Annotated in this window: 12 protein-coding genes; 6 read left to right on the forward strand and 6 right to left on the reverse strand. The window is 65.2% G+C overall.

The window, feature by feature from the left end:
- Nucleotides 1-269: 269 nt before the first annotated feature.
- Nucleotides 270-2,363, forward strand: coding sequence for a methyl-accepting chemotaxis protein (locus tag CO669_RS11710; protein WP_097659953.1), 2,094 nt, complete (start codon nucleotides 270-272; stop codon nucleotides 2,361-2,363).
- A gap of 266 nt (nucleotides 2,364-2,629) precedes the next feature.
- Here the strand turns inward: CO669_RS11710 and CO669_RS11715 are convergent, their stop codons facing one another.
- Nucleotides 2,630-3,283, reverse strand: a complete 654-nt coding sequence (locus CO669_RS11715; protein WP_097659954.1) for a DUF2865 domain-containing protein — start codon at nucleotides 3,281-3,283, stop codon at nucleotides 2,630-2,632.
- Nucleotides 3,284-3,299: 16 nt separating this feature from the next.
- On the reverse strand, nucleotides 3,300-4,094 hold the full coding sequence (locus CO669_RS11720) for a L,D-transpeptidase (RefSeq protein ID WP_097659955.1): 795 nt from the start codon (nucleotides 4,092-4,094) through the stop codon (nucleotides 3,300-3,302).
- Nucleotides 4,095-4,302: 208 nt separating this feature from the next.
- On the opposite strand from CO669_RS11720, the gene CO669_RS11725 reads away from it, so the two are divergent.
- The 5 genes from CO669_RS11725 to CO669_RS11745 all read left to right on the forward strand — a co-directional run bounded on the left by CO669_RS11725 (nucleotide 4,303) and on the right by CO669_RS11745 (nucleotide 8,426).
- The gene (locus CO669_RS11725) at nucleotides 4,303-5,415 is read left to right on the forward strand and encodes an AI-2E family transporter (protein ID WP_198963965.1); all 1,113 of its coding nucleotides are present in this window, start codon (nucleotides 4,303-4,305) and stop codon (nucleotides 5,413-5,415) included.
- Between the two features lie 78 nt (nucleotides 5,416-5,493).
- The gene (locus tag CO669_RS11730) at nucleotides 5,494-5,865 is read left to right on the forward strand and encodes an ElaB/YgaM/YqjD family protein (protein WP_097659957.1); all 372 of its coding nucleotides are present in this window, start codon (nucleotides 5,494-5,496) and stop codon (nucleotides 5,863-5,865) included.
- 92 nt (nucleotides 5,866-5,957) lie between these two features.
- Nucleotides 5,958-6,413, forward strand: coding sequence for a hypothetical protein (locus tag CO669_RS11735; RefSeq protein WP_097659958.1), 456 nt, complete (start codon nucleotides 5,958-5,960; stop codon nucleotides 6,411-6,413).
- Between the two features lie 176 nt (nucleotides 6,414-6,589).
- Nucleotides 6,590-7,732 (forward strand): OpgC domain-containing protein, encoded by a 1,143-nt coding sequence (locus CO669_RS11740; protein ID WP_097659959.1) that lies wholly within the window; start codon nucleotides 6,590-6,592, stop codon nucleotides 7,730-7,732.
- Nucleotides 7,733-7,811: 79 nt separating this feature from the next.
- On the forward strand, nucleotides 7,812-8,426 hold the full coding sequence (locus tag CO669_RS11745; RefSeq protein ID WP_097659960.1) for a TetR/AcrR family transcriptional regulator: 615 nt from the start codon (nucleotides 7,812-7,814) through the stop codon (nucleotides 8,424-8,426).
- Here the strand turns inward: CO669_RS11745 and CO669_RS11750 are convergent, their stop codons facing one another.
- The 4 genes from CO669_RS11750 to CO669_RS11765 all read right to left on the reverse strand — a co-directional run bounded on the left by CO669_RS11750 (nucleotide 8,427) and on the right by CO669_RS11765 (nucleotide 12,407).
- Complete coding sequence (locus CO669_RS11750) at nucleotides 8,427-10,085, reverse strand: CHASE domain-containing protein (protein WP_097659961.1); 1,659 nt, start codon at nucleotides 10,083-10,085, stop codon at nucleotides 8,427-8,429.
- 294 nt (nucleotides 10,086-10,379) lie between these two features.
- Nucleotides 10,380-11,003, reverse strand: a complete 624-nt coding sequence (gene ureG, locus CO669_RS11755; RefSeq protein ID WP_097659962.1) for an urease accessory protein UreG — start codon at nucleotides 11,001-11,003, stop codon at nucleotides 10,380-10,382.
- A gap of 41 nt (nucleotides 11,004-11,044) precedes the next feature.
- Nucleotides 11,045-11,773 (reverse strand): urease accessory protein UreF, encoded by a 729-nt coding sequence (locus CO669_RS11760; protein ID WP_097659963.1) that lies wholly within the window; start codon nucleotides 11,771-11,773, stop codon nucleotides 11,045-11,047.
- Complete coding sequence (locus CO669_RS11765; protein WP_097659964.1) at nucleotides 11,754-12,407, reverse strand: urease accessory protein UreE; 654 nt, start codon at nucleotides 12,405-12,407, stop codon at nucleotides 11,754-11,756. Before CO669_RS11765 ends, CO669_RS11760 begins: the two co-directional genes overlap by 20 nt.
- Nucleotides 12,408-12,415 lie beyond the last annotated feature (8 nt).

Below are 12,415 nucleotides of genomic sequence, written 5' to 3' on the forward strand. Positions count from 1 at the left end.
ATGGATCCCGGATCTGCGCGCGCTTGCGGCGCGCTTGTCCGGGACGACAGCAGCGATTGAGGCATCGGCGTTGACTCTGCCACGACTGCGCAATCCCCCGTAATTTTACGGCGGGAACACTGCCTAAGTCTTTACTCTTTTCGGGCCAAATGCGTCTCACGCGCGCGCCACAGGCGGGCGTGTCTGCTGCGTGCATCCCCTGGTCTTTCGAAGTTCGTGGGCTGCCGTTCAGGGCCACGAACTCGAACTGCGTAATCTTGGGGTCTCCGATGCTCAACCGCCTGACCGTATCCACGCTGCTGAAGGCGGTGATCCTCTCCACCGCACTCGTCGTCGTCATCGGCTTCTCGATCAACGCATGGAGTTCATGGGGCAGGCTTCAGCAGGCCAACCGGATCGTCGCGGTTTTAGCCGCCTCCACTGAAGTGTTCAAGGCAATGGCCAACATCCGGGCCGACCGCTCGACCAGCAATCGCCAGCTCACCTCCGACGTCGCGATGGACAAGGACATCGAGAAGTACATCCGCGAGATTCGCGGCGCCTTGATGCCGGCGCTGGCCAATACGCTCGAGATCCTGCCCACGACCGATATCGCCCAGCGCGAGGCGTTCATCGCTGAACTTGGCACGCTGAACAAGACGCTGCTGGCCGCACAGGCCGAGTTCTGGACCGAGGTCGTCAAGCCCAGGGCCGATCGCCGCGCAGGCCTCGCCAAGGAATATGTCGCGACCGAAGACGCGCTGATGGCGCAGCTCGAAAAGCTCTCGGGCGGGCTCGCCGCCAGCGTCAACCACCAGGACGCGACCATCGACCAGCTCCTGACCATCAAGCAGATGGCCTGGCTGCTTCGCAACACCGCCGGTGAGTCCTCGCAGATCGTCGGCAACGCCATCAACGCCGGCAAGATCGCGCCCGAGGTGCAGCTCGCCTATACCAAATTCGTCGGCGGCACCGACGCCGCCTGGACCTCGATCGAACTGGCCGCCTCCGGCATGCAATTGCCGCCGGCACTGGCGGCGGCGATGACCGAGACCAAGTCGACCTATTTCGATCCGCAATACGCCGCCACGCGCGACGGCGTCATCACGACGGTCGCCAAGGGCGAGAAGCCTTCGATGACCGCCAACCAGTGGAGCCCCTACTCGGTGCCCCGCATGATGACCGCGGTGAGGCTGGCCGACGCCGCCCTGCAGGCCGCCAAGGACCACTCCGCCGCGCAGCGGGCGGCCGCCGTGCAATCGTTGATCGTCAATACCGCTTTGCTCATCGCCGCGATCGTCCTGACCGGCGCCGCCATGCTGGCGGTCAGCCGCCGCGTGATCACGCCGCTGCACCGGATTCGCGACGCCATGCTCAAGGTTGCCGGCGGCGACCTTGCCGTCGACAGCGGTTATCTCAACCGTCACGACGAGATCGGCTCGCTCGCCGGCGCGCTCGAAACCTTCAAGCAGCAGGCCATCGACAAGCTCAAGATCGAAGAGCAGGAGCGCCAGCGCAATGCCGGCGCGGCCGCGCGCCAGCGCGCGATGGAAGCCTATGTCGGCGAGTTCGAAGGCGTGGTGCGCAAGTCGCTCGGCGAGCTGAGCGAGGCCTCCGGCGAAATGCGCAAGACCTCGGGCGATCTGTCCGCCGTGTCGCGCCAGACCAATGAACGTGTCGAGATCGCCGGCAGGGCGTCGCACGAGGCTTCGACGAGCGTCGACAGCGTCGCGGCTGCCGCCGAGGAGCTCTCGGCCTCGATCAACGACATCAGCCAGCAGGCTGCCCACGCCGCAGGCATCGCCAGCCGCGCCGTCAATCAGGCGCGCGAGACCGACGGCACCGTGCAGGGGCTTGCGCAGTCGGCGGGACGCATCGGCGAAGTCGTCGGGCTGATCAACACCATCGCGGCACAGACCAACCTGTTGGCCTTGAACGCCACGATCGAGGCCGCACGCGCCGGCGAGGCCGGACGCGGCTTTGCCGTCGTCGCCTCCGAGGTGAAGTCATTGGCGAGCCAGACCGCCAAGGCGACCGAGGAGATCTCCGAGCAGATCGCCGACATCCAGAAAGTCGCCGGCGATGCCATCAACGCCATCCAGGCGATCGGCGGCATCATCGGCGAGGTCAACGAGGTCGCCACCGCGATTGCCGCCGCCGTGCAGGAACAGGGCGCGGCGACCCAGGAGATCACCCGCAGCACGCAATATGCGGCCCAGGGTACCAAGAACGTCTCGGACAACATCACCGGCGTAAAGGCCGACGCCGACACCGCCGCAGGTGCTGCGGAGAACGTCAAGCAGGCGTCCGAGACGCTGGAAACCCAGAGCCGCCAGCTCGGCCATCAGGTCAGCGACTTCCTGGGCAAGATCCGCGCGGCGTAAGGCTGCGGTTAGGTGCCAAATCGCGCCGCAATCTCCCATGTCATCCCCGCGAACGCGGGGATCCATAACCACAGGGAGTGGTTTGGCGCGAGCCGGTCACTTCGAGTCTTCGCCAAATACCAGCCTGTGGTGATGGGTCCCGGATCTACGCGCGCTTTGGCGCGCTTGTCCGGGACGGCGAGATTGAGGCAAGAGCATCTCCTCACACGAGATGCCGTCTTGGCTTCCCCGGGACGACAGCGGATGAGGGACGAAAGCTCTCCGCCCTACTCCTTCGCCACCACCGGCACCTGGCGGAATTTGGCGCGCACCGAGTCCGGCAGCGGCGAGAAATTCATCGCGACACCGCGGCGGTCGTTGGCATTGCGGTTGGCGACGACGAGGCCGTCGGCGCTGGCGACGATGTCACCCCTGCGCAGGGTGGGATCGTCCTCGACCTTGACCTGAGCAAGCCCGACCGGATCCTTGCCGTTGCAGGTGCACCCCGCGACAATCTCATTACGATAGCGATACGCGTTGGGCAATTCGGAATAGGATTTTCCCTTGTCCGAGGTGGCGTCGTCGATGTTGCCGCCATAGACCAGCGAGGTCTCCGAGGTCGGGCAGAAGCTCTTGCAGGATTGCGCCTTGCTTTCCGCATCATTGCCTTGCGCCGGGAAGTAGCGGCCATCGCAGCCGCGCACGCAATAGGCGGTGCCGCCGCCATAGGAGGCCCGCTGGCGCGGCGCGTCGTATCGCGGCATGTCGTCATTGGGGAACGGCACCCGGATCTCCGGCGGCGGCCGCATCCGGAAACCGCCGAACAGCGCCGAGAAGAAATCCTCCGCATGCGCCGACGGTGCCAGCGCCAGACCGGAGACGGTCACGCCGAGCATTGCCGCCGTACCCAATGCCAGTTTACCGATCGAGCGTTTCCTCATGTGACCTCACAGAACTCTAGTTCACGGCCGACGGCGCCGAGATATTCAGCGCCTGCCGGCCCGAGGGCAGCGTCGTCACGACCGGACGCTTGCGCGCGGGGTCGCCGCCCTTGGCCATCAGCGGCGCATTCTTCGGCAGCACCACGACCTTGGCACCGACATTGACGCGGCCGAACAGGTCGGTGACGTCCTCATTGGTCATGCGGATGCATCCCGAAGAGACGAACTTTCCGATCGTGGAGGGATCATTGGTGCCGTGGATGCGGTATTCGCTGGAGCCGAGATACATCGCACGTGCGCCGAGCGGGTTGCCCGGGCCGCCGGCGACGAAGCGCGGCAGATAGGGCTGGCGCGCGATCATTTCTGCCGGCGGATGCCAGTCCGGCCATTCCGCCTTGCGGCTGACGCTCTGCACGCCGGACCAGGTGAAGCCTTCGCGACCGACGCCGACGCCGTAGCGAATGGCGCGGCCGTTGCCGAGCACGTAATAGAGATAGGTGTTGTTGGTGTCGATCACGATGGTGCCGGCCGGCTCGCTGCGATCGAAGCCGACGATCTGCTTGCGCAGACGATCGGGCAGCTGCGCGTCCTCATCGGCCGCCTGCGGCGCTTCGTTGACCGTGCCTTGCGAATACGACTGGTCCTGCGAATACGACTGGACCTGCGGATAGCCCTGCGGCTGCATCGGCGCGTAGCCGAAGGTCTGCGCGCTGGCACCGCCGAACGGCACTGCGAGCAGAGCGGTCGCAAAAGCGAATGCGGTGACGGCGCGCGGCGAGAAGCTGCGACGGACTGCAGAGAACTTTGTCATGTGCTGCCCCGTGAGATGCGTGCATCAGGGTGATGCGCTGCCCAGTGAACGCCGCAAGGGCGACCCAAGTTCCGGCGCAGCGCGCGGCAACCTGGTCACAGTCAAGCGAGCAGTTGTTCACGAAGCCGCGATGGAACCGACAGGCGGCTCGCGCATTATATCCGTGGTCAACGGGCGCGGCGCGAGGCTTCCGTGCGGGAGAGAAATTGTGCGCGTCCTTCCCAGTGATCGTCCGATGCCCGGCCGCAACGACGGCGACCCGCTTCCCGACAGCCATGCCGAGCTGCCGCCGGTGATCCGCCGGACTGAATTCGTCGCCTTCGCCCTGGCCGGCCTCTTGCTGATCGCCATCGCCACCGTGCTCTATGTCGGCAAGGCGTTCTTCCTGCCGGTGGTGATGGCTTTCGTCACCGGCACCATGCTGGCGCCCGCCGCGAGCTTCTTCGAGCGGCGGAAGGTCCCTCGCAGCCTCGCCGCCAGCCTGATCGTGATCGCGGTGACCGCGGTGGTCGCCTTCGTCGTCGCGCTGATCGCCGCGCCGGTGATGGAATGGAGCACGCGCCTGCCGGAACTCGGCGCGCAATTGAAGGACAAGCTGCACGTCTTGGACCGGCCGCTTTCGCTGTGGCGGGAGCTGCAATCCATGCTCGGCGGTTCGGAAGGGTTGCCGAACTTCCAGATGCCCAAGGTCGAGTGGGTGCAGCCGACCTTGGAATTCCTGTCACCGACCTTTACCGAATTCCTGCTGTTCTTCGTCACCCTCATCCTGTTCATCGCCAGCTGGCGTGACCTGCGGCGCGCCATGATCATGACCTTCAGCGATCATGATGCGCGGCTTCGCACGCTCCGGATTCTCAACGAGATCGAGGTGCATCTCGGCAACTATCTCCTGACTGTGACGCTCATCAATATCGGCGTTGGTGTCGGCACCGGTCTGATCTGCGCGCTCACCGGCATGCCCAATCCGGCCGGGCTCGGCGCCCTCGCAGCGACGCTCAACTTCATTCCGATCATCGGGCCCGTCGCGATGTTCGTGGTGCTCGTCGTGGTCGGCCTGGTGGCCTTTCCGACCATCAGCGGCGGCCTGATGGCGGCACTCGCTTTCGGCGGCCTCACCTTTCTGGAAGGACACTTCATCACCCCGACCATCATCGGCAGGCGGCTGGCGTTGAATGCACTCGCGGTCCTGCTCGCGCTGGCGTTCTGGACCTGGATGTGGGGCCCGATGGGCGCGTTTCTGTCGTCGCCGCTCCTGATCGTGGCTCTCATTCTCAAGGAGCATTTGCTGCCGGCGGATTCGCCGCAGCTTCCGCAGGGCTGACCGGTTTCCGCAAACGGAACTTCCCCGGTGACGAAACGTTTTCCGGTTATCTCAGCCGTCCACAGTTCGGAGCTCCCGATGTCCACGACCAGTGCCGAAGCCGGGATGAAGGACTGGACTGACAAAGCCACCAGAGAACGCCTCGAGAAGGATGTAGCAGCCGTGAAAAGCGATATCGCCGCCCTCACCGACCAGATCACCGACGCGATCAACACTTTTGCCAACTCGACCAGCAAGCAGGCCCGCCGCGGCTACCGCCAGGCGCGCGAGAACATGGATACCGCGATCGACGACGTGTCGGAGCGGGGCAGCGCGATGATGGATGCGGCCCAAGAGGCTTACGGATCGATCGAGGAGACGCTCGAAGACGCGATCACGCAGCGGCCGCTCGCGACCGTCGGCCTCGCGCTCGGGATCGGATTCCTGATCGGTGCCGCCTGGCGCCGTTAGGACGCGCGAATTGAGATTGACGCGGCGGCGCTGCTGCGCCGCCGATGCCGGCTGGTCACGATACGGCTTGTGGGGATCTGAGGAGCAAGGCCATGTTTCAGCGCATCATCGACGGGATCAGTGCATCCACCGGCACGACTGTGCGCCTGACCTCCCTGGCAGCGGGCGCGGCGTTCGCCCTGTTTATCACCACGAGCTTCCTTTGCGCGGCGGCATTCATCTCCGTGCTCAACACGTACGGTCCGGTACAGGCCTGCCTCGCCGGCGCCGCTGTGTTCTTTCTCCTGACCCTGACCGCAGCGGTGAGCTACTGGGCCTACAAGCGGGAGTTGCGCAAGCAAGCCCAGATCGCGGCCGAGCGTGCGGCGAAGTCGGCGGCCCCGAGCATGCTCGCGGACCCCATGCTGCTCGCCACCGGGCTCCAGATCGTTCGCGCCATCGGGGTCAAGCGGCTGTTGCCGATCCTGGCGATCGGCGGCGTCGCCCTCGGCATCATGGCGAGCCGCGCCGGCGTGCCCGAGGACGCATCAGCCGAACCGGCCGAGTGAGGACGGGGGCGCGTCAAGAAAATTGCGTGGCATGACGGCAGCGGGCGCTGGATGGTAATCATTGGCCGCTTCTGCGCAATTTTGAGCATCCGGCCGCCACTCACGCAAACGCTACTCGGATGGGCAGGCGGTTGCCGCTAAAAGCGTCGCCCCTGATTCCAAAAGTCATTTTCGTAATGAAACCATCCGTCCAGGCGAATCTTGCCGCATTCCACCATGACGCCCGGCTCTATTTGACGCTCGGCATCGCCAATTGGTCGGTTTTCGTCGACCACATCCCCAACAACATCGTCAACCTGCTGACCTTGCGCAATTTCGGCTTCAGCGGCGCCGCCGACCTGTTCGTGTTCGTGGTGGGGTATGGCGTCGCGATCATCCATGGCCGGATTGCGCTGGAGCGCGGCTATCTCGTCGCCGCCACGCGCATCTTCCGTCGCGTCTGGCGGCTCTATGCCGCCTATGTCGTGCTGTTCGTGATCTATATCGACACCATCGCCTACGTCGCCTCGCAGTCGATGGCGCCGGAAATCATCCACGAGTACAATATTTCCGGGATTCTCGAGCATCCGCTGCGCATCCTGGTCCGCGGTCTCGTGCTCCAGGAGGAGCCGCTGAACCTCGATCTTCTGCAATTGATGATCCCGCTGATGGCCTTCTTCCCATTCGCGCTGTGGGGGCTGTTGCGGCGGCCGAACGTGACGCTGGCGGCATCGGTTGCGCTCTATCTTGCCGCGCGCTGGTTCGACTGGAATTTCCGGGTCTATCCGGACCAGGAATGGACCTTCAATCCGCTGTGCTGGCAGATGCTGATGGTGCTCGGCGGCTGGTTCGCCGTGACAGGCGCATCGGGACGCGTGCTGCGCGAGATGAACTGGCTGCGCATACTCGCCGGGAGCTATCTCATCTTCGCGATGGCCGTCACCTTGTTGCGCCATTCGCCCGCATTGTCCGCCTACCTGCCGGATTTTCTGCTCGGCAGCATCGCGCCGACCGACAAGGAAAACCTCGCCCCCTATCGCGTGGTCCACTTCCTCGCGCTCGCTCTGCTGGCGACCCATCTCATCCCGGCCGATCACCCCGGCCTGCGGCTGAAGCCGCTTCAGGCCGTCATCAAATGCGGCGAGGAATGGCTCGCCGTGTTCTGCGTCGGCGTGTTCCTGTCCTTCGCCGGCCATCTCATCCTGATCACCAGCGCCAATCTGGTCGCGATGCAGATCGTGGTGAGCCTCGTCGGCTTCGCCGCAATGACTGCGGTGGCCTACTATATCGCCTGGTCGAAATGGCAGGACCTGCCGGCGGCCTTGCGGCAGCAGGCCTAGCGGACGATCGAATTCCCTAGGCCGGCCGCCGAGGCTACGCTATCCCGGAGCGGAAGCGGGTTGCGCGAGGAGACCGGGCGTGGTGACGGCGAAGGGCGGGGGTGACGGGGCCGAGAGTGCCCCCCGGCGCGGCCGGCCGCGATCGGTCGAGACCAGCAACGCCATTCTCGAAAGCGCCTATGTGCTGATGGCCGCCACGGGCCTTGCCGCCACCACCATCGACGCGGTCGCCCGCCATTCCGGCGTCTCCAAGATGACGATCTACAAATGGTGGCCGTCGCGCGAGGCGCTGTTGATCGACGCCTTTCTGCAGCATGCCGCGCAGATGTTGCCGCTGCCCCCGGAGAGCTCCGGCAGCCCCGCGGCGCGCGCTCGCCGTCACGCCACAGCCTACGCCGATGCGCTGCAGGGCGAGTTCGGCAAGGTCCAGCTCGCCGTTATCTCCGAATGCATTTCCAAAACCGGCTCTGCCGAGCTGTTCTATGCCCGCTATCTGCAATTCCGTCGCGACGCGCTGGTGAAGATGATTGCGGCGGGCCAGGTCGACGGCAGCATCCTGGCCGAAGGGCCGGCCGAGGATCTCTACGACGCGATCTACGGCGGCCTGTTCTATCGCTACGTCTTCGGCATCGCCCCGATCACGCCCGGCTACGCCCGGAATCTGGTCGACCTGGTGTTGCGGCCGAAGGGATAGCTATCGCGCAGGCCGCACCGGAGCCGAGATCTTGTCCGTGCGATCGCGTTCGGTCATGTCGACCACCGTCTCCATCGGCGCAGTCAGTTCATAGACGTAGGAGACGTCGGTGAAATAACGCTTGGCGGTGCCCCCTAACGCCTCAGGCGCGACACGGTCGAGCAGGATCAGGCCGAAATCGGAATCGGGACGTCGGGTCGCCTCGCTGGTGTTGAACTCCTCCCAGCGGAACTGGAAGACCTCGTCGGGCTCCTCGCCCGTCACCGTCCAGCTGGCGGTGATGTGCGGATGCTTTCCGACCAGCGACAGGCCCTCGTCGGAATGCGAGGCGAGTTCGAAGAACAAGAGCGAGAGGCTCTGCGCCGCGCGTGCGCTGACCGCGATATCGGGCCCGGTGACGGCGATGCGGTCGGCATGCGGGATGGCACGCGCCTCGAACAGGCCTTTCAGCTTGACACCCTGCCACTGGCTCTCGCTGAGCAGCGAGACCACGTTGGACATGGCGTGGATGCGCCCGATCAGCAGCTCGCGGGCGACGTCGATGTCCGAGCCGTGGCGCAAGGTGCGCGTCACAATGGACTGGATCACCGCCAGGATGTTCTTGACCCGATGGTTGAGCTCGTCGATGACCGCGGTGAGCCGGCGCTCGAAGCCGATCCTGACCTGAATCTCCCGGCTGAGCCGCAGATTGTTGTAGGCGACATAGCCGAACAGGCCGCACACCATCGCGGTGATCGCAAAGCCGATCGCCGCCACGATGATCGCGGTCTGCTCCGCACGGCGCACCGAGTTGGTCTTGGCGTAGTAGCCGAGCTGCCAATCTCGCGCACCGAAGCTCACCGTGCGCGTCGCCGACGGCGCCGGCCCGTCGGCCGCCACCCTGCGCGTCGAGACCACGCCCTGGTCGTTGGCGATCAGTTCGCCGCCTTCCTTGCGTGGATCCCTGAGCGCGACCGAGAACAACGACATGTCGTCATTGGTCAGCATCAGCGAAGCGAGCTCGTAGGAAAACGTCACGAACCCGGCCGGCTCGGTTGCCCCCTCGGGAATGACGGGCGCGGCCACGATGACACCGATGGGCCCGTTCCCGCGCAACAGCGGAATCGGGTCTGAGGCGACCGATCTCTTCTCGACCCGGGCCCGCGTCAGCATGGCGCTGCGAACCGGGTCCTGGTCGTAACTCCGGCCCGGCAGCGCCTTGGTCTCGTCGCTGCGCGGCTCGAGATCCAACAGCACGTCGATCGGCTCGGTGATCTCCGCCGGATTGATCGGCTTGTCGTCAAAGCTGCGGATCTTCGGGTTCGGGAAGCCGGCACCCCCGATGGCAGCCTGCGCCGCGGTCAGCTCGTTCGGCTTCAGCCGGGCGATCCAGCCGGCTACCACGAAATCCGTCTTGAATGCGTAGATGGCCGAGCGCAGCGGCTCCAGCATGTTCGGCTTGATCACGGATGGCGCCCGGAACAGGCCTGATGCGACACGGGCGAGCAGTTCGCGCTCGGTGAGCCGATCCTGGACCAGGCTGGCGTGAACGTCGATCGCGCGGGCGAGCGCGATCCGGTCCAGCGCCAGCTCCTGGTCGTGAACGCGATAGGCCGCGAGCCCGGAGAGCAAGGCCCCGAGCAGAGCGATGAAACCGATGATGAAACCCAGCCGGACCACGCGACTACTCAGGCGAAGGCAGGAGGTCGGCAATAAACAGGGAGCATATGAACGCCGCTCGAACGGCCATGTGCCGAAACAGGGTGGACCCCAGTGGCAGAGATAATGGAGGAGGAGGCATCAGTACGCAACTTGGGTCGCCTGAAAAGCTTAATCCGCCCGGCCGATGGTCTGGCCGGGACGATTTGCCCGGGCACCGGAGGTATTCAATCGCCGTGTCCGAAATTTGTTCCGTAATCGCGGCTGGACCCCAAGGTTAACGGCGAAAAACGCGTGCGCCAGTTCGTCGCGCCGTCAACCCGCCCGTTTCAAGCCGCCTTTGGCCTCGATGAAGCCCACAATGCGGTCGAGCCCTTCGCTCTTCTTCAGGTTGGTCATGACAAAGGGACGCTCGCCGCGCATGCGCCGGGCGTCCGTGTCCATCTTCTCCAGGGAGGCGCCGACATGGGGAGCGAGGTCGATCTTGTTGATGACCAGAAGATCGGATCGGGTGATGCCGGGGCCGCCCTTGGACGGGATCTTGTCGCCGGCGGCCACGTCGATCACATAGATGGTGAGGTCGGCCAGCTCCGGGGAAAAAGTGGCAGCGAGATTGTCGCCGCCGGACTCGATCAGCACGAGGTCGAGCCCGGGAAACTTGGCGCGCATGTCCGCGACCGCGGCGAGGTTCATCGAAGCGTCCTCGCGGATGGCGGTGTGCGGACAGCCGCCGGTCTCGACGCCGGCAATGCGGTCCGGCGTCAGCGAGCCCGACCGCACCAGGAATTCCGCATCCCATTTGGTGTAGATGTCATTGGTGATCGCGGCGATGTCATAGCGGTCGCGCATGGTCTTGCAGAGCAGGTCCATCAGCGCGGTCTTGCCCGATCCGACCGGGCCGCCGACGCCGACACGCAAGGGGCCGTGGGATTTCGACATGTAATTCGCTCTCTCTCGATGGGTGAAAGGCTGCTTCGCTCTCACGAGCGGAACAGCCTCGTATATTGCGTCTCGTGCCGCAGGCTGGCGAGATCGGCGCGGAAGGTCGCGCTGCCGAGATCGTCCAATGTCGCATTCAGCGCACGATTCGCGGTGGAAGCCACGGCGGCTTCCAGCCTCACCAGCACGCGCTGGCTATCGGTCTGGCCGAGCGGAATGAGGCGGCTTGCCGCGGAAATCCAGTTCGAGACCAGCGCATGCAGGAAGGCGTGCAGCGTCGGCGCCAGCGGCACGCCGTGCATAGCCGCGACCACACCGACCGCGACGGGATAGACCAGTGGCCCGCGGCATGCCGAAACCATGACATCCAATCCGTCGGCGTCCCACGCGGCGCGGGCGATGTCGATGAAGGCGCGGCCCTGCGAGCTCGTTTCCAGCTGCCGCTCACGCGACGGCACGAACGCGGCAGCGAGCTCGGCGATCTCGTTCAGAGCGGTCTTCTCGTCTGCTTCCGCGGCGCGATAGGCGTGGACCAGGAACGTCGCATCGCAGAAGCCGGAGCCGTCGCCGAGCATCGCGTCGAGCCAGTCGGCCAGGGTTGCCGTATCGACGATGTCGCCCGCCTCGACCGCCCATTCGATGCCGCTGGAATAAGAGAAGCCGCCGACCGGGAATGCCGGCGACAGCCAGGTCATCAGCCGGTACAGCGCCGCAGCCTCGCCCTTGTCGAGACCGCCGGCGGCGACCAGCTCATTTGTGGTCATGAGCATGCGCGTGGCCGTGGTGGTGGTCGGGATGGTCGCAATGCTCGTCGTGGTGATGATCGTGGCCATGGTCATGCGCGGCATGGTCATGGTGGTGATGATCGTGGTCGTGGTGACCATGATCATGGTGATCGTGGCCATGGTGATCGTGATCATGATGATGCGCATGGTCGTGATGGGCATGGTCGTCGTGACCATGCGCATGGGCGGCATCGGCATAGGCACCGCCCTCGGGATCGAACGGCGCCTCGATCTCGATCACGCGCGCGCCGAGGCCCTTCACCATGGCCTCGATGACGTGGTCGCGGCGAATGCGCAACGCCTTGGCCATGATCTGGGTCGGCAGATGGCGGTTGCCGAGATGCCAACCGACGCGGATCAGGTGGTGAGGATCGCGGCCGCGGATTTCGAGCAGCGGCTCGGGCGCCGCGACCACCTCGACCAGCCGACCGTCCTCCAGCACCAGCGCATCGCCGCCGCGCAGCGCGACGGCATTCTCCAGGTCGAGCAGGAATTCGAGCCCCCGCGTTCCCGTCATCGCCATGCGGCGGCGGTGCCGATCGTCAAAATCGAGCACGACCGTATCCGCCGGCGTTTCCGTGAAACGGTGCTGTCCCTTAACCTGCGTCGCCCGGATCATGCTTCTAC

Origin of the sequence: Bradyrhizobium sp. Y36 (assembly GCF_002531575.1) — a bacterium.
Taxonomy (GTDB): domain Bacteria; phylum Pseudomonadota; class Alphaproteobacteria; order Rhizobiales; family Xanthobacteraceae; genus Bradyrhizobium.